Consider the following 16,769-nt stretch of genomic DNA (forward strand, 5'->3'; position numbering starts at 1 on the left):
GTTTGAAACTCAATTCATGCGTTCTAAATCAAGCATTATCTCATTAAATTCTGAGACAGCTCTGAGTAAAGTTTTATAATCATTTTTACCATTCCAATGCATATCTTCAATATAATAATCTTGATGACTTTTAGCAAATGCCAAAATTGTTAATTTTTTTGCCAATCCACGACGTTTTTTTTGTGAGAAAAATAAAATGTAACCATATAATTCAGCACATGAAAATGAAAATAGCTCTTCAGAAATTAAACCCTCTATTATTTTATAAAAAACATCCACATCGGAATTATTATTTTTTATGAATAATTCATCTAAAGATTTCACAAGATTTTCTTTTCCATACTTATGGAATAACTCTTTTATGAAAACATCAATTCCTAATAATTTGAAAACAGTAGTTAAATATCTATAAGTATTTTCTATTGAATCCAGATAGTGCTCTTTATTTGTCGTTCTGTTGAGCGCAGAATAAAAATCCGCATATTGTTTTTTATAGTATAGATTATTGAGATAATACTCCAACACCATATATGGCATTTCATTTACATTATTAAAGTTCAAATAAAAATCATTTGGAATTGTTTTACTCAATGTTAAGAAGGCTTCCAAAGCTTCTTTTTTTCCATTATCTGTAGGCATTAAACATTCTATATCCAAAGCAGATTTATGAATGGGAGCATGATAATCATAAAGCTCCATAAGAATTTTATGCTTATCTATGTTATCTAACTGTGTTTTTTTTATAATATTAATAGCCGCATTAATTTTATCACTTCGAACTAATGATATAATGTAAATTTTTGTAATTCGCGAGCTTAATGGTATTTTGTAACTAAGTAACTCTTTCTCATAAATCAAAACCGCCTGTGAATAAGCATGTTTGGTATAATTTGATAAGAATATTTTAATACTATTTATATAATTTATTAATCGGCTGTTTTCTGGAGACTGAAAAGCACGCATCAGTTTTTCTTGTTTTCTACCTATCCAATTAGAATAGCAGGATAAATCATCACCAACATTAAATTTCTTGAGGTTTTCTTTTGGTGCAATTCTTATAGACAATGAATTTGAAAGTGACGTTATTTCCTTAGTAAACTCAGAGCACTCAATCTCAATATTAATAAAATCCAATCCTTCAAATATACCAAGTAAACGCTCATGATAATTGGTAGGTATACTGTTCAACTCCACACTAAATGTGTTAAATATAAATATAATACTATTTATGTCAAGTTGATGCGTAAATAAATGTAGATAATCCAACAGCGTATTAACATCATAAGATTGTGTTATTGCGTGACTCAATATTTCATATAGGCGAGAGGAATTGTCACGATCATTATAAGGGAAAAAATTGTCTATCCGCTCTTCATAATATGGAGATATAACACAATTACTATCTAATATGGACAATAATTGTGTATTTAACATCTCAATGTCTTTAACTACTGGTCCAAAACCAAGTTTATAATAATCGAAATACCCTTTTGAATAAGAATGACTGGCAAAAAAAGTATCACTATCAAATTGAAAGTATATAATAGGCTTTTTCATATAAGCGATATCAAATGCTACAGATGAATAATCTGTTATAAGCAAATCAGCATCTTTAAAAGCAGTTTGAATGCTTCCTGTAGATAAATCACCTATTTTTATATAATCAGGTATATTCAAATCCTCAATATAATCAACAAGATTAGGGTGGGGATAAAAAATTACAGTATATCCTTTATCGAAACATGCTTTCTTTAGATTGTCAGATCTTAAAAAACCACCCCACATCTCACAAAAAATGGAATTACTAAATTGTGGATTTTTTACACGTTTACTACTTTTTTTCTGAAGCTCTCCAGCAAGATCTTTCCTCCAGGTAGGCATAATTAAGATTTGTTTTTTAGATATAGTATTTTTAACTAAATTATCATATCTAGGGAACCCTGTTAGTACTGTTTCTTGCGTTGTATATCGGTATCGACCTCTTCTTGATATATCTTCATATTCATACGTCGATGCGGTAACAAGATAATCTATTTTACGGCTATTCAACCATTCTGATTGATCATCTTTAGTAATACCATGCTGGAGAAATACAAATTTGTATTTCATTATATCGGAATAATGATTTCGCGGAAGATAATTTACGATAGCTGGATTAGCATGAGATGAAAGAAGATATTGAGAGTTTATTAATAAAACTCTATGAAAGAAACCTCCGAACTTAATTAATTTAAAGCCATCATTTTTAAGCCGTTTCCAATCGGCAGATTTTTTATTTAAAAGAAAATATATTTTTCCCTTAGGATGAACCTTTGAAACATAACGATAAAAATGCTCCGCATTATCATCTGCTCTTATTTCGTTATCAATAAATAGCCATGCTTTTTCAAATTTTTTTGCAACAAATGGTAATGTGGACACATATCTTAACAGCTTTGTTTTGATCGGTAGCATGTTTGTTATTTTATTTTTTCGTTCAAAACTATTAATTGCAGTCTCTAGTTTTAGCTTATCAAAGCGTTTTCCCAATGCTATTATTTCAGTTTTAATATTATTTTTTATAGATAATTCTTGGTGTTGGGATTTAAATCCAAACCACAAATATATTTCATATGCAAAGTTTATATCAAAAATTGTAAGCTCTTTTATCTTGGCTGTGAAAGGTATTACAATTTTCTTATTTAAAGTTAACTTGGGTAATGTATCGAACTGTGATGCAATTTTTAATTTTATACTATTTTTTGAACTATTAACATCCTCTATATAGCAAAGTTCTTTTTCCGCTACTATTCCAATTAATTTTAGATATCCTATTTTATGTACATGATTATAATTTTTTGCAGAAAAAGCCCTTAAAGATTCATCTCCTATTGACGTCAAAATATTAATAAGCTTTTCTTTTATTATTATTTTTTCTTTTTCGGATAATAGTTCATCTGTTTTTTTATTTCTAAGAATGATTAAAAATAAATTATGCATCGCATAAATAATCGTTTTTTTTAAAAATGCCGATTTTTCATTTATTTTCATACTTTCTATTTGTGAAAGAAAACATATAAAGGCATTGCTATCCTTTGTTATTTTTACAAATTTTTCTTCAAGCTTTATTAAAGATGAGTTGTAACAGAAAATATTATCAATGAATAATGCCCGTTCAAGACCATCACACTCATTAAATATTTTCAATACATTTGTTATCTCACTTGATTGACTATCATATAAAGACAACACTTTTGTCCTCAACAATAAATCCGACTTGAAAATCAGGCAAGAAAGTAAAGGAAGAAGATATTCTTTGTTATCAACCCCATTAGCACTTGAAGAACCTTTTATATTTAATATTAAATTATCTATTGTATTAGCACCTGATGCATTTGTATAAGAATGTTGTATAATCTCATGTGTAGATAATCCAGCATCGTAATTAATAAAATTAAAAATAAAGTCTTTTTTTATTTCATCGCCATCTACCAATAATTTTACATATGTAGAACCAATATTAGACACTGCTTTTTTAATTGATTTTGCAATTAACTGTATATCATGTGTAATTATAGAAACATACGGTGATGATGTTGACGCAAACTTATTTGCCGCAGATATACTATTAATTGACTTTATAGCAAGCTCATGATTTTCAGAAATTACAATAAAACCGATATCGTTTTTATTTTTTTTATGCATTATCTTAATATATTTTGAGTCTCTAATGAAAGCTTTAGGATCTCTTAAAAGTTTTTTTATTTTTTTGATTTTCATAAAATATCCTTGGTTGTACTATTAGTGTAACAAAAACCTTATTCGTTTTTTTAATGTGTCAAATCTATCAATATGCCCAGGTTTATTTTCAAAATATACACTATAGTCTTGTATTTTAAGTCCCCTTTCATAACACCGTGAAATAAATAATGTTATTAAAGTTTCATCAATATATTTTTTTGTAGAAATATTATACTTGTGTTTTTTTACAAAAATATTATAGTTATCCTTTCTTTTAGTATAATATGCGTCGTTGTTATCCTTCTCATGATATAAATGAAAAGCAATATCTTTATCTAATAAGATATCTAAACAATGTCTTCCCAAGTATTTTCTAAAACCTGTTACAAATAAAGGTGATCGTGAAGGTACATCTAATAAAAAATCAATGGGTTTTTCTAACATAAAATAATGTAGGTATAGCCTCACAAGAAAATCAAAATCTTCATATCCATGACCATTGAAAGACTCATCAAAACCATTAATTTTTTTAAAGGCGTTTGATTGTAGAATTGTTATAGAAGATGGGTTAGCCAAATGTAAAAACTCCTTCCTGGAAAACCCAAAATATTTATTTTTAATTGAATCAATAGAGCGATTTTTTTTTAAAGACTCCGAGCCGTACTTAGTCAAATATAAACAAGGGATGACATAAAATGGGTTTATATTTTTTTTTATTTTATTTTTATATTTTTCAAACAATTCAAAGTCTGGATAAATATCGACATCAAGTAATATAATATATTCAGTATCAACAAAATCGAAAGCAAAATTACGTAATAAGGATGGATTAATTGAATCAGAACGATTAGTTAATGAGTTTATCTTAACATTATTATATTTTTGTAACTCCTTAACTATTTTATAATCATACTTTGTAAATCTATTATTATGCCCGAAAACTATTTTAATATTTCTCTCTTGTGCCATTTTTGACATAAATATTGATTTTTTAATTATGTCATTTGGCCTTCTTTTTAAATCAACAGGGATAATGGCTGTAAGCATTTTAATTTCAAACCCTAACCTTTTCACTCATTAATATAGTTTTTAATTGCGTCATTAATAGAATTAAAATACCATATCTGATTATTTTTTCCTAAGTACAATGCAGCATCACAGAAATCATGAAGAATATTCAAGCTATGCGACACCATTAAAAAACTAGACTCTTTATGCCTTTCTTTAAACAATTGAGCGCATTTTTCTTTAAACCTGGCATCACCGACTGCGGTTACTTCATCGACGATATAATAATCAAACTTAAATGCCATACTTAAACCAAAGCCTAAACGCGATCGCATACCGGATGAGTAAGTTTTAATCGGCATATCAAAGTACTTACCGAGTTCGGCAAATTCTTCGACAAACTCAATTTTCTCTTTTAGTTCTTCTTGCTTCGCGTATAATCGGGCAACAAATTTTACGTTTTCGCGTCCGGTTAAACTTCCCTGAAATCCACCTGCAAGGCCGACTGGCCATGATATTGTTTTATTAGTGATGATCTTTCCACTGTCGGGGCGGTCAATGCCGCCAATCATTCTCAGTAACGTTGATTTACCCGCTCCGTTGCGACCAATAAAGGCAACACTTTTTCCTGAAGGGATTTCAATATTTAAATCCTTAAAGACATAATGTCGACCCGCTGGCGTGCGATATGACTTCGTCAAATTTTCAATCTTAATCATGATGTCAGCATTGCCTCTTCACGCGTTCGGTATAAAGCCAGACCGATGAACAGGGTGACCAGAGTGAACATTGCAAGGTAGTTCAGACTCACGCCTTCGCTGATATAGCCAGGCATAACAGCCTCGCGGCTTAACTCTACGACATGCACTAATGGGTTCCAGAGTAGATATGACCAGTATTGCTTTGGAATCGAGTGTAAAGGGAACATGATGCAGGAGAGGAAATACAGCGGCTTAAGCAGTATCGGCAGGACCTTTTGCATTTCAGGGAAAGTCTTACCAACGACCATGAATATTAAGCCGACGCCACATGAAAGAATGATTAACAAACTCCAGGTGAGCACAAGTTGTAAAAGATTTGTAATTTCGAAATATTCACCTGCCATCCAGACGATAAGCATAAGCAATATATAGACAGCAACGTAAATCAGTGTCTCAAGCAGTGCTCGTGCAATGATCGTATCGATGGGTTTTACTGGTCGATAATTAAACAACCCCTGGTTCGCTTCAATAGCACCAATAGAACGTTTGCTGATACTGCTAAAGATAAAAAAGGGAATCAGGCCATTAAGTAAAAACACCGGGAATGAGATGTCTGGCATCGTGCGGTGCATAATGTAACCAAAAATGCCCAACAGTATCAGCAAATGCGCAGAGGGTTCGAGAATCGCCCACAGATATCCCAGACGGAACTTACCAAAGCGTGTTCGTATTTCTCGTAGAAACAATGCCTCTACGGTGACTTTCTGGACTTCAAATCCACTTCTTGCCATTTGATGATGTGATCCTAATCTCTTCAGGTACGCTACCGCCCTTGGCTTAACAGCTACCAATACACTGGAGGTAATGCTTATTTGTAACTGGATAAAATTTACTCAGACGGTTTGACCTTTTTAATAGCCGCAAAAAATTTCAGCAGAAATTATTTCCGCAGGGATAAATAGATCTATTTCCGTCTCGTTTCTTCTAATCCATTCTTCAGGCATGAATGTATTCGGTCTTCTGGTAATTTCAGAAAACTGGCCGTTTTAGAATGTAGAGTTAATTTCTCAGGAAATTATTTTTTGTTCTTACTGTTAACTACTTGATTATAATACCCCCTATGGATTTTATGCGTAACAATACCTGCAATCTGTTTCAAACCAGAACGCATGCGATTGATTACCAATAAATTGTTTAGCGAGAAACTATTTCCCTATTTAAAATTCACTCATGTACTTCTTATTTATATCTACAGCACCCTCTTTACAGTCACATTTGTGATTTACATCACATTTAAACGGTGTTATTTAAGCCCCATTAATAATTCCGTGAGTAATTATTTTCGTCAATTAAAATATACATCTTGATTATTTTGTGCATTTATTTTAACCAGCGTTACAGCCAGCATTATCCCTCAGTAGATATACCTGAGCAGACATTTCTTAAAATCGACGAATAGTTTCCCTGGAAATTATTATGCTTATTTGAAATTCCCTTTCTGATTATCTCCAGTAATTTTACTAATTTCCAGGCTACACAAAATACAGATCACATAAGAATTATCCTATATGTTTTGACCTATCAATTGTTACTCAATGATTTATTACAACTATTAATAATCATAATGTGTCAAAACACTTAAGCATCTTTACAGTCTTAGAAAGGTGTCGATTAACGAAGGCTACATGGTGAAAAACAGGTTCCTTCAGTGTTACCGAATATTCCGTGGTGGTCTGGAGGGAGATAATTCTTGCTACATCGAAACTCAGCCCGGTGAGCGGGTTTGACAGTTCCGCACTCACCATTGGGCTAAGGGTTATCAGGTGGGGTTAAGGAAATGGCAATACCTACCCCCGCCCAAACTCCAGTCGCTGCACATTCACCATCCCAGGCTTCTCACCTGCGCTGACATCAATTTGTGTCACCCGCAGCGCATATTTTTCATCCAGTGCGTTTAACCAGTTCAGCAGATCATTAAATACCACAGGATCTATCCAGACCTGGATATTCTCCCCGCGCTCGGCTATTCGCTTAATGACCACTGAATGCGCCGAAGCACTGTCGCTGATGACCCGCGATACCTGTGCTGGCGTTGTCGTGCCGGATTTTCGCGCCGCAATAATATCCGGCGCGGCGCTCTTCAGTCGCGCGTTCATCGCCACCAGCTGCTGCAACATCGTCTCCTGTTGCTCAATCCGTTCGCTCAACGGCTGCCAGATGAGAACGTAATATCCGGCGCTAAACAGGAACACTACCGCTGCCAGTAACATGCCTTTTTCACGCGGAGAACGTCCCGCCAGGTGTTGTGTCAGCCAGTGTTCGCCACGGCTTAACTGGCGTTCACGCCATTGCTGAAAATAGTGAATAAATTTATCGCGTAACATGTTATTTCCTCCGCAACGTTACGCCGCCGGAAACCGCATCACCCTCTTTCTGTAACGCGTCCTGTTGCACAACATAATCTGCCGCCAGTGCGCTACGCAGTTTGTCGAAGCTGGCAAAGTTCGCAGCCCGCAGTTGGAGGTGAAGCGTCTGGCGTTTTTGATCAAAGGTGAAACCACGCATCTCAATGTCGGAAAGTGATGCGGATTTCAGGGTACTGGCGATCGCAGACAACTCGGCAAGCAGATCGGTATCATCAGCCTGTGGGCGATATTTTTTCAGCGCCATCGTCACCTGCGAGCGTAAATTCACAATCCGCTTCTGCTCCGGGAATAGCGTTAAGAACTGTTTCTCCGCCTGGGTGCGGCTTTGCGCCACCTGTTCGCTGACGCTCCATAACGTCACGCCCCGTTCCACTACCAGCGCAACCAGAATCAGCAATATCGGCAGAATCATCACCCGCCAGCGCGCCCACTGTTTTCGGTAGCTGACACGAGGCTGCCACGGCCCTGTTAGCAGGTTCCCTTCCGGTTCGCCATAAGTGATAATGGCTGGCAGAGCCGTAACGGTCAGGCGTTCGGCGTCCGCACCAGCCCATGCAGACAGTTCTTCCGGTGCAATGCCGACCACGGTTAGTGAAAGCGGTATATCCTGCTCATTGAGCTGTGCGCGGAACATGACCGGAGCCAGCGCCCGCCCGGCGCTCCATCCCCGGCATTCATCGATGCGGCAGATAACCCGTTGCGCATCGCCAGCCATAAACCCACAAGGAATGGACATCCAGTCCGGCGCGACGGTAGCGCGGGTGATGCCGTTTGCCTGCAACCACTGCGCAATGTTGCGCATATGCTGCTGGTGAATCACAGCTACGGTTGCCAGTTGCTGGTCGATTTTCAACGGGGCGAAATGCAGTTCATCGATATCCTGGTTCAGCTCTTCTTCCAGCAAGGCGGGCAGAATCGTCGGTATCTGCTTGCGAGGCACATCAGGCAGTTCAACCTGCCAGACGCTGATCCATTCGCCGGGAATATAGAGTCGAATTGTGTCTGTTTGCAGCCATTGCTGGAGATATTCGTCGGCGACGTCAGGCCAGATGCCGTGCTCCACGTCGGGTGTACGGCGCTGCCAACGGATGGGATCAGCGGCGCAAAGCGGGAAAAAAATCTCAAGCATGGAACTCACTCACTTTCTCCTGTCTGATGCCAGAGAACAGAAAAGTGTTGTGGGCCCATGCGGACAATTAACGAATTCATCGTCAGTTCAATCTCATTCACGGTGATATCTGAACGCAGCCAGAAGTAATTGCTGTCCACGCTCAGGACGGTTTTTAGCTGTTTTTTAGTACGCTCATCGACGTCTGCAAGTAGCGGCTGAGCAAGAAACTGATCGACATCTTCCCAGCCCTTCGCCGGACGTTGTTGTAATAATGCCCGCGCCTGAACAGGGCTTAACCACGGGTCAAACAGCGCCTCAAGAATCACACTTTGCGTGACATCTAATGTATTGATGTTGATTTGCTGGCGGGCCATCGGCAGCGCACAGACCAGCGGTTTCAGTTTTTGATAAAGCCCGGCGTCCATTCCCTGCACCACGCGCATCTCGCTGATATCAGCCAGCGGTTGATTAGCGGCGTAGAACGGCACCGAGCGGGCGAGATACTCGCTGTCTTCACGCCCCAGACGCGTCTGCACGCTGCGGTCTTCGTCAATAAACTCCCACAGGCTTTCGGCTATCAGTTCGGCCCGATAAGCAGGTACATCAAGGCGCGAGATCAGGGCAATCAGTTGTTGTACCGCGAGCGGACGCGACGCCGTCGTCGGCTGAGCGAGGGCATTCAGGTTAAAGCAGGCCTGTGCGTCACGCAGAGTGACGGCAATTTGCCCCTGCGGCAGTGGGAAAAAACGCGGGCCAGAAGCCCACGGTTGTGCCAAATGCACACGCTTTTCATTTTTCAGGCTCAGACTGAGTGCGCTCAACGCCAGGCTTTCTGCACTGGCGCTGTACCACAGCGCCTGCTGGTACTCCTGCTGGCTGCGCGTTCGCCCAAGTTGTTGCTGCATCCGCCCGGAAAGCGTGATGGTCACCAGCATCATAACCGCCAGCAATACCAGCACCACGACCAGTGCCATTCCGCGTTTTGGTGGTGAGGTGATCATGATAATTGCGGCCCGCGTAACAACCAGATGCGTTCAATTTCGCCCCATTGCGGCGAATGCAGGGTTATGCGTACTGCCACAGGAATCGCCTGCACTGATGACCAACTCGCCTGCCAGCGCGTGCCGTCGTAGAACTGCAAACGGAGCGAATCCGCCGGGATTAATTTTTGCGTTGTTGGCTTCACGCTGCCTGCCGCATCGGTCAGTGGCCAGGCTAACCGTTCGAGATAACCACCATGAATGCGGTAACCGACGGTGAACAGATTACTGCGCGGCAGACGCATCAACGGATTAACCACGCCGCCACGTACAAAACGCATCCCTTCACTCTCAGACGCCAGCACGCCAGCGCCCGCCAGTAACGCTGGTTCACGCTGGCCCTGATCGCCTCTTACCGGACGCGGCATCATTTGTGTCAGATCGTGGTTCAAAAAACTCATCGTTTGCTGCATGAGGTTTAGTTTTTGATCGTGTCCGGCGACGGCGCTATTCACGCGTGTAACGCCGTTTGTCACCTGCTGCGCCATCAGTGCCAGTGAGGCAAAAATGGCTATCGCCACCAGCATTTCCAGTAACGTGAAACCAGCGCTAGCTCTTCTCACTGTTGGCCTCCCACGGCGCTAAACCAAGCGCGTCGTGACTGAATCACCGACGAAAAGTCTTCGTGACGGCTGACTTCAATATCCACCGCCTGAAGTAGCGCGTTACCGGTATTCAGCGGTGTGGTTCGCCAGTACCAGCGGCTTCCTGCCATATCACTCTCGCCCTGGTGCCTGACCGCTCGTTGTTCACGGGTCATCAGGTAAAGCAGCGCAGTCTGGTTTTCAGCTACCCAGCCCGCTACCGTTTTCTCCTCAAGGATTTGCTGATTACTCAGCGCGCCGCTGGCGATCTGTAACACCGCCATGGCGGCCAACGCAAAAATCGCCAGCGCGAGCATTACTTCCAGCAAGGTAAATCCACGCTTCATGGCATCCCCTCATCACATTGATTGAGGGATAACACGCCATCGTGCGCCAGCTTTACCGCCCAACACGCGTTTTGTGCCGACGCGTAAAAACGCAGTGTAAACGGCGTGGCGGGTTCAAAAGGCGAAAAACGGATCTGCGGTGTCTTCTTTTTCGCCTCTTTTTGCAGCTCCAGTTCAATATCGTGCAGCGTCAGGCGACGACGCTGCAGCTCCAGCGCATATTCCTTCTGCCAGATATCACTTCCGGGTTGTAACAGCATCTGCACCTGTTTCGGCACCGTAACCTGTGCCGATAACCGGGTCGCAGAAACGGGCAACCATTGCCCGTGACGACGCTGCATAAACTGGTAACCTGGCGGGTCGATTAGCACACCGAGTGTTTGCCCTTCGATCACTGCCCTGTCCTTAAACTGCGCAAAGCGAGTCAGAAAATCCTGCGCCGCTTTTTTCGCAGGCGGCTCTGAAGCGGTCGCAAACGTCTGTACCACGCCCGCACTGGCAAGGCCGATAAGGAAAATCACCAGCATGATTTCCAGAAGTGTGAATCCGCGTTCAGGCACTGATTACTGAAACTCCTGCAAATTCCAGTTACCGATATCTGCGCCAGCGCCCTCCCCGTTTTCCTGACCATCTGCTCCCAGGGTATAAACATCAAACAGCCCTTTTTCACCCGGGCTGAGATACTGATAATCATTGCCCCACGGATCCTTTGGCAGTCGTTTAATGTATCCACCGGTACGGTAGTTGCGGGAGTCCGCCATATTGGCCGGTTGCTGGATCAGCGCTTCCAGCCCCTGTTCGGTGGTCGGATAACGCCCGTTATCCAGTCGGTACATATCCAGCGCGTTCTCCAGCGCCACGATATCGCTGATGGCTTTTTGCCGATCCGCTTTCTCTTTGTTGCCCAACAGGTTAGGCACCACCAGACTTGCCAGGACGCCAAGAATAACAATCACCACCATCACTTCCAGCAGGGTAAAACCTGCCCGTGGTTTTTGTGTGCGGGATAACGAATTCATGTGATAACTCCGTAAATTACATTCCAACCATATTGTTCAGTTGCAGCATCGGTTCGAGGATGGCGATGACGATAAACAGCACCACGCCCGCCATCATCACCACCAGCGCCGGCTCAAACAGCCCTAACGCCAGCCCCACCTGGGTATCAAATTCCCGTTCCTGGTTGACCGCGGCCTGTTCAAGCATGGTTTCCAGCTCGCCGCTCTGTTCGCCGGAGGCGATCATGTACAACATCATCGGCGGGAACAGGCGCAGATCCGCCAGCGCGGCGCGCAGGCTGCTTCCTTCGCGGACGCGATCTGCCGCCAGCAGCAGTTGTTGCTCGACATAACGATTTGCCGACACGGCGGCGGCGGTCTGAATGCCTTCCAGCAGCGGAACACTACTGGCGGTGAGGATGCTTAATGTGCGGGAAAAACGCGCCGTATTCAGTCCGCGCGCAACACGCCCCGTCACGGGCAAACGCAGCAAGGTTTTATCCCAGCGCAGGCGCATCGCAGGATTTTTGAGTAGCCGTTGCCCCAGCACCAGAAGCCCCAGCAAACCCGCCAGCCAGTACACGCCGCTGGTCTGTAACGTGTCGCTCATGGCGATGAGCATTCGGGTGGAGGCAGGCAGCGCGTGTCCGAGATGATCAAACTGTTCGATAATTTTCGGCACTACTGCCGTCAGCAAAATAGTGACCACGCCCGTTGCCACCACCAGCAGTACCAGCGGGTAGAGCATGGCCTGCAGCAGGCGTGATTTCAGACGCTGCCGCTGTTCGGTGTAATCTGCCAGGCGATTGAGCACCACGTCGAGATGTCCGGATTTTTCTCCGGCAGCGACCATCGAACAAAACAGGGAGTCAAAGACGCGGGGATGTTCGCGCAGGCTGTCCGACAGGGTATAACCTTCCTGAATCCGGCTGCGCAGCGCCATTCCGAGGCTTTTTACATGCAGTTTTTCACTTTGCTCACTGACCGCCTGTAAGCAGGTTTCCAGCGGCATTGCTGCCTGCACCAGCGTTGCCAGTTGGCGTGTGAACAGCGCCAAATCTGCCGCCGCCACGCGACGATGTGCGTGCCGCCGACGCTGCAACATCCCCCCTGACGAAGTATTCATCCGGGCTTCAATATGCACGGGGATAAGCTCTTTACCGCGCAACAACTGGCGGGCATGACGCGCGGAATCCGCCTCAATCATACCTTTGGTTTTGCGACCATTACGCTCCAGCGCCTGATAGTAAAACAGTGCCATTACGCCTCCATGGTTACCCGCAGAACTTCATCGAGAGAGGTTTCTCCGGCGAGCACTTTCTCAATGCCGTTGCTGCGGATACCCGCAGAGTGTTGCCGGACATAACGTTCCAGCTCCAGTTCCCCGGCCTGACGGTGGATCAAATCACGTAATGTGGCGTCCACCACGATCAGCTCATGGATGGCAGTACGTCCGCGAAAACCTTTGTGATTACAGGCGGGACAGCCCTGCGGATGGTACAGCGTGACGGTTCGCGCATCGGTAATCCCCAGCAGGCGTTTTTCTTCGTCGGTGGCAGGCGCGGACTGGCGGCAATCGGGACACAGCGTGCGAACCAGTCGCTGCGCCATCACGCCCGTCAGACTGGAAGAGAGCAGGAAAGGCTCAACGCCCATATCCTGCAAACGCGTGATCGCCCCCACCGCCGTGTTGGTATGCAGCGTGGAAAGTACCAGGTGTCCGGTCAGTGAAGCCTGAACAGCGATTTCTGCGGTTTCGGTATCGCGGATTTCACCGACCATCACCACATCCGGGTCCTGACGCAAAATCGCGCGCAGGCCACGGGCGAAGGTCATGCCGACGCGGGTGTTAACCTGCGTCTGACCGATCCCTTCAATCATGTATTCGATAGGGTCTTCAACCGTGAGAATGTTACGCGAGTGGTTGTTCAGCTCCTGCAATCCAGCGTACAGCGTGGTGCTTTTGCCGGAACCGGTCGGCCCCGTCACCAGAAAAATGCCGTGCGGTTTGTGTAACAGCTGGCGCAACTGCGCGGTCAGTTCGTGACTCAACCCCAGACGTTCCAGCGTCAGGCGGGCCTGGTTTTTGTCCAGCAGTCGCAGCACCACGCGCTCGCCCCAGGCGGAGGGCATGGTGGAGACACGCACGTCAATCGCCCGACCGCCCAGCAGCAGCGCAATACGCCCATCCTGCGGTACGCGCTTTTCGGCAATATCCAGCCGCGCCATCACCTTGATACGCGATACCAGCAGCGAGGCCAGTTTGCGCCCCGGGCGCAGCATTTCATGTAATGTGCCGTCAACGCGAAAACGGATCACCAGACTCTTTTCAAATGTCTCGATGTGGATATCCGAAGCACCTTCTTTAATCGCCTCTGCCAGCATAGCGTTGATCAGTTTGATGATTGGCGCGTCGTCGTCGCTTTCCAGCAGATCTTCCGTTTCCGGCAGTTCTTCAGCGAGGGTAAAAAAGTCCTCGGCGGAGCCGAGATCTTCCATCAACTGGCGGGCCTCGGAAGAGTCCCGCTGCCAGACCGCATTCAGCCGCTGTTCAAATTCGGCCTCGTCGATTTGCCTCAGCGTAAAAGACGCGTTCAGCCCCCGCTGCAGCTCCTGCAAAACAGAGAGCGACAACGGATGAACATGGAGGATCTCCAGCGACGCTTCGCACCATGCCACCAGGCTAAACCGACGGCTGAAACTGTAGGGCAGACGCACGGTGTTAGCGGTGGTTTCCTGTGCTACAGGCACCATTAACGCGTTCTCCCGGCATTAAGGAACGCGCGAACTTCTGGCGGTAGAGCCTGATTTTGCGCTGGCAGTACCGGCTGCGCGGTGTGCGGCATCAGGCTTAAGCCTTGCTCATCGCGATAGATCTGTTCGGCGCGCATATAGTTATATTTGCGCTGCGACACGCCGTCTGCCGCCATACCGTCACGCAGAATGGTCGGGCGGATAAATACCATCAGGTTACGTTTTTCTTTTTTATCCGCCGTCGATTTAAACAGGTTACCAATCAACGGGATATCGCCCAGCAATGGCACTTTCGCCACGCTTTCTCCCGCCTGATCGTCCATCAGACCGCCAAGCACGATCAGCTCACCATCGTTTGCCAGCACGGTGGTTTTCAGTTTGCGCTCGCCAAACACGACGTCGAGACTGGTCTGTCCTTCCACCTTCGAGACTTCCTGCTCAATCACCATCTGTACCGCGTTTCCTTCGTTAATCTGCGGCGTGACTTTCAGCATGATGCCGACTTTTTTCCTTTCTACTGTATTGAAAGGATTGCTGTTATTGGAGCCAACGGTAGAGCCGGTTAATACCGGAACGTCCTGACCCACCATGAAGAAGGCTTCCTGGTTGTCCAGCGTGGTGATACTCGGCGTGGAGAGCACGTTCGAGCTGGAGTCGTTTTTGACCGCCTGTACCAGCGCCATCCAGTCGCCTTTCACCACGCCAACCGCCGTACCGCTAAAGCCAGAAAGAAGCTGAGCGAGCGTGGAGAGATCGCCGTTAGTATCCGGGTTAATGGTGGTAGCGCCGTTTTCACTGATCACCGTGGAGCCTTTCTGCGGTTTCGCCTGAGAAATGGCTGCACCCAGCGTGCCAATAGGGATCTGCGTACCGTTAGCAAACTGCATTAATCCGGCATCTTTCGACGCCCACTGCACGCCGAAATTGATATTGCTACCTTCGGCAACTTCCACGATCAACGCCTCGACGTGCACCTGAGCACGGCGAATATCCAGTTGTTCAATCACGCTTTGCAGCGACTGCATAATGTCCTGCGGCGCAGTAACAATCAGGGCATTACTGTGTTTGCTGGCGGCGATGGAGACAACCTCACGCCCGCTACCAACCGTGCCTTCCGCCTCTTCTTTAGCCGCCGTGAGCGTACCGCTGACCTGCTTCAGCACATCGACCAGGTCTTCCGCTTTACTGTATTTGAGATAGAACACCTGGCTGTTGCCGCTGCGCTCCATTTCTGAATCCAGCCGACGGATCAGACGGCGCATTTTGTCTCGCGTGGCGGGGTCACCACTGACAATCACGCTGTTGGTGCGTTCATCGGCGACAATTTGAGATTTCAGCGTTGCTGGCTGGTTCTCGCCGCTGTTTTTGGTCAGGCTTTCCAGCACGCGGGCAATTTCCGAGGCTGAGGCGTTATCCAGCGGGATCACCTCTTCGGTGCGATTACCCGCATGATCCACGCGCTGGATCACTTCCGTCAGGCGCTCCACAACTGAGGCGCGTCCGGTAAGCATAATCACGTTGGAGGGATCGTAATTAACAACGTTGCCTGAGCCTGCGCTGTCGATCATCTGGCGCAGAATCGGTGCCAGCTCGCGTACCGACACATTACGTACCGGCACGACTTTGGTGACCATTTCATCGCCCGCGTAGTTGTCGCTGCCTTCACCAACCAGCGGCAGCGGCTCGACTTTCGCAGCGCTGGATTTCACCACCTTCAGCACGTCGTTTTCCATCGGTACGACGGCATACCCCTGTGCTTCCAGCAGGTTAAGGAATAGCTGGTAATACTGGCGTTCATTGAGCGGGGTCATGGTGCGAATACTCACTTTCCCCTGAACGCCCGGCCCCATAATGATGGTTTTATTAAGGTTAGCGCCGACGGTTTCGATGAACGATTTCAGGTCGGTATCTTTAAAATTAGCGGTGAAAGTGGCTTCTTCCGCCCAGACCGGTGAACTGCATAATGCCGCTGCCAGCACCAGCGGCAGTAAACGCTTTTTTGTTTTGAGGCCAGTTGTCTTCTTACGCCAGACCGACAACGTCATATCACGCCAAAACACGATGAATGATTCTCCTGGAT

At 45.3% G+C, this 16,769-nt stretch carries 14 protein-coding genes; all 14 read right to left on the bottom strand.

Going from position 1 to position 16,769, the window contains the following annotated elements:
• Positions 1–9: 9 nt before the first annotated feature.
• The 14 genes from ACJHWK_RS17430 to gspD all read right to left on the bottom strand — a co-directional run bounded on the left by ACJHWK_RS17430 (position 10) and on the right by gspD (position 16,749).
• Positions 10–3,759 (bottom strand): CDP-glycerol glycerophosphotransferase family protein, encoded by a 3,750-nt coding sequence (locus ACJHWK_RS17430; RefSeq protein ID WP_000694258.1) that lies wholly within the window; start codon positions 3,757–3,759, stop codon positions 10–12.
• Positions 3,760–3,780: 21 nt separating this feature from the next.
• A complete protein-coding gene (locus ACJHWK_RS17435; RefSeq protein ID WP_410234878.1) occupies positions 3,781–4,767 on the bottom strand; it encodes a galactosyltransferase-related protein in 987 nt (328 codons plus the stop codon).
• Positions 4,768–4,790: 23 nt separating this feature from the next.
• Positions 4,791–5,447, bottom strand: coding sequence for an ABC transporter ATP-binding protein (locus ACJHWK_RS17440; RefSeq protein ID WP_000590228.1), 657 nt, complete (start codon positions 5,445–5,447; stop codon positions 4,791–4,793).
• The gene (locus tag ACJHWK_RS17445; RefSeq protein ID WP_000124280.1) at positions 5,444–6,220 is read right to left on the bottom strand and encodes an ABC transporter permease; all 777 of its coding nucleotides are present in this window, start codon (positions 6,218–6,220) and stop codon (positions 5,444–5,446) included. The genes ACJHWK_RS17440 and ACJHWK_RS17445 overlap by 4 nt, the downstream gene beginning before the upstream one ends.
• 1,056 nt (positions 6,221–7,276) lie before the next feature.
• A complete protein-coding gene (gene yghD / locus ACJHWK_RS17450) occupies positions 7,277–7,813 on the bottom strand; it encodes a GspM family type II secretion system protein YghD (protein ID WP_000942817.1) in 537 nt (178 codons plus the stop codon).
• Between the two features lies 1 nt (position 7,814).
• Complete coding sequence (gene gspL, locus ACJHWK_RS17455) at positions 7,815–8,993, bottom strand: type II secretion system protein GspL (protein ID WP_000097215.1); 1,179 nt, start codon at positions 8,991–8,993, stop codon at positions 7,815–7,817.
• Positions 8,990–9,967, bottom strand: a complete 978-nt coding sequence (gene gspK, locus ACJHWK_RS17460) for a type II secretion system minor pseudopilin GspK (RefSeq protein WP_000633203.1) — start codon at positions 9,965–9,967, stop codon at positions 8,990–8,992. Before gspK ends, gspL begins: the two co-directional genes overlap by 4 nt.
• Complete coding sequence (gene gspJ, locus ACJHWK_RS17465) at positions 9,964–10,569, bottom strand: type II secretion system minor pseudopilin GspJ (RefSeq protein ID WP_410234879.1); 606 nt, start codon at positions 10,567–10,569, stop codon at positions 9,964–9,966. The genes gspK and gspJ overlap by 4 nt, the downstream gene beginning before the upstream one ends.
• Positions 10,566–10,937: a type II secretion system minor pseudopilin GspI gene (gspI, locus tag ACJHWK_RS17470; RefSeq protein ID WP_000820090.1), complete on the bottom strand. Its 372-nt coding sequence runs from the start codon at positions 10,935–10,937 to the stop codon at positions 10,566–10,568. The genes gspJ and gspI overlap by 4 nt, the downstream gene beginning before the upstream one ends.
• Positions 10,934–11,497, bottom strand: coding sequence for a type II secretion system minor pseudopilin GspH (gspH, locus tag ACJHWK_RS17475; protein WP_001115117.1), 564 nt, complete (start codon positions 11,495–11,497; stop codon positions 10,934–10,936). Before gspH ends, gspI begins: the two co-directional genes overlap by 4 nt.
• A gap of 3 nt (positions 11,498–11,500) precedes the next feature.
• Positions 11,501–11,956, bottom strand: coding sequence for a type II secretion system major pseudopilin GspG (gene gspG, locus ACJHWK_RS17480; RefSeq protein WP_001087296.1), 456 nt, complete (start codon positions 11,954–11,956; stop codon positions 11,501–11,503).
• A 16-nt stretch (positions 11,957–11,972) separates the two neighbouring features.
• Complete coding sequence (gspF, locus tag ACJHWK_RS17485) at positions 11,973–13,196, bottom strand: type II secretion system inner membrane protein GspF (protein WP_001173446.1); 1,224 nt, start codon at positions 13,194–13,196, stop codon at positions 11,973–11,975.
• Complete coding sequence (gspE, locus tag ACJHWK_RS17490; RefSeq protein WP_000249373.1) at positions 13,196–14,689, bottom strand: type II secretion system ATPase GspE; 1,494 nt, start codon at positions 14,687–14,689, stop codon at positions 13,196–13,198. Before gspE ends, gspF begins: the two co-directional genes overlap by 1 nt.
• Positions 14,689–16,749 (bottom strand): type II secretion system secretin GspD, encoded by a 2,061-nt coding sequence (gene gspD / locus ACJHWK_RS17495; protein ID WP_000498848.1) that lies wholly within the window; start codon positions 16,747–16,749, stop codon positions 14,689–14,691. Before gspD ends, gspE begins: the two co-directional genes overlap by 1 nt.
• Positions 16,750–16,769 lie beyond the last annotated feature (20 nt).

The sequence above is a fragment of the Escherichia sp. WS547 genome (genome assembly GCF_046486065.1).
Lineage (GTDB): Bacteria > Pseudomonadota > Gammaproteobacteria > Enterobacterales > Enterobacteriaceae > Escherichia > Escherichia coli.

What these genes read in the sequence shown, in the direction of transcription:
- gspE (WP_000249373.1), bottom strand. Translation starts at nt 14,689, where the DNA reads ATGGTGCCTGTAGCACAGGAAACCACCGCTAACACCGTGCGTCTGCCC.
- gspF (WP_001173446.1), bottom strand. Translation starts at nt 13,196, where the DNA reads ATGGCACTGTTTTACTATCAGGCGCTGGAGCGTAATGGTCGCAAAACC.
- yghD (WP_000942817.1), bottom strand. Translation starts at nt 7,813, where the DNA reads ATGTTACGCGATAAATTTATTCACTATTTTCAGCAATGGCGTGAACGC.
- gspG (WP_001087296.1), bottom strand. Translation starts at nt 11,956, where the DNA reads ATGAATTCGTTATCCCGCACACAAAAACCACGGGCAGGTTTTACCCTG.
- ACJHWK_RS17430 (WP_000694258.1), bottom strand. Translation starts at nt 3,759, where the DNA reads ATGAAAATCAAAAAAATAAAAAAACTTTTAAGAGATCCTAAAGCTTTC.
- ACJHWK_RS17435 (WP_410234878.1), bottom strand. Translation starts at nt 4,767, where the DNA reads ATGCTTACAGCCATTATCCCTGTTGATTTAAAAAGAAGGCCAAATGAC.
- gspI (WP_000820090.1), bottom strand. Translation starts at nt 10,937, where the DNA reads ATGAAGCGTGGATTTACCTTGCTGGAAGTAATGCTCGCGCTGGCGATT.
- ACJHWK_RS17440 (WP_000590228.1), bottom strand. Translation starts at nt 5,447, where the DNA reads ATGATTAAGATTGAAAATTTGACGAAGTCATATCGCACGCCAGCGGGT.
- ACJHWK_RS17445 (WP_000124280.1), bottom strand. Translation starts at nt 6,220, where the DNA reads ATGGCAAGAAGTGGATTTGAAGTCCAGAAAGTCACCGTAGAGGCATTG.
- gspK (WP_000633203.1), bottom strand. Translation starts at nt 9,967, where the DNA reads ATGATCACCTCACCACCAAAACGCGGAATGGCACTGGTCGTGGTGCTG.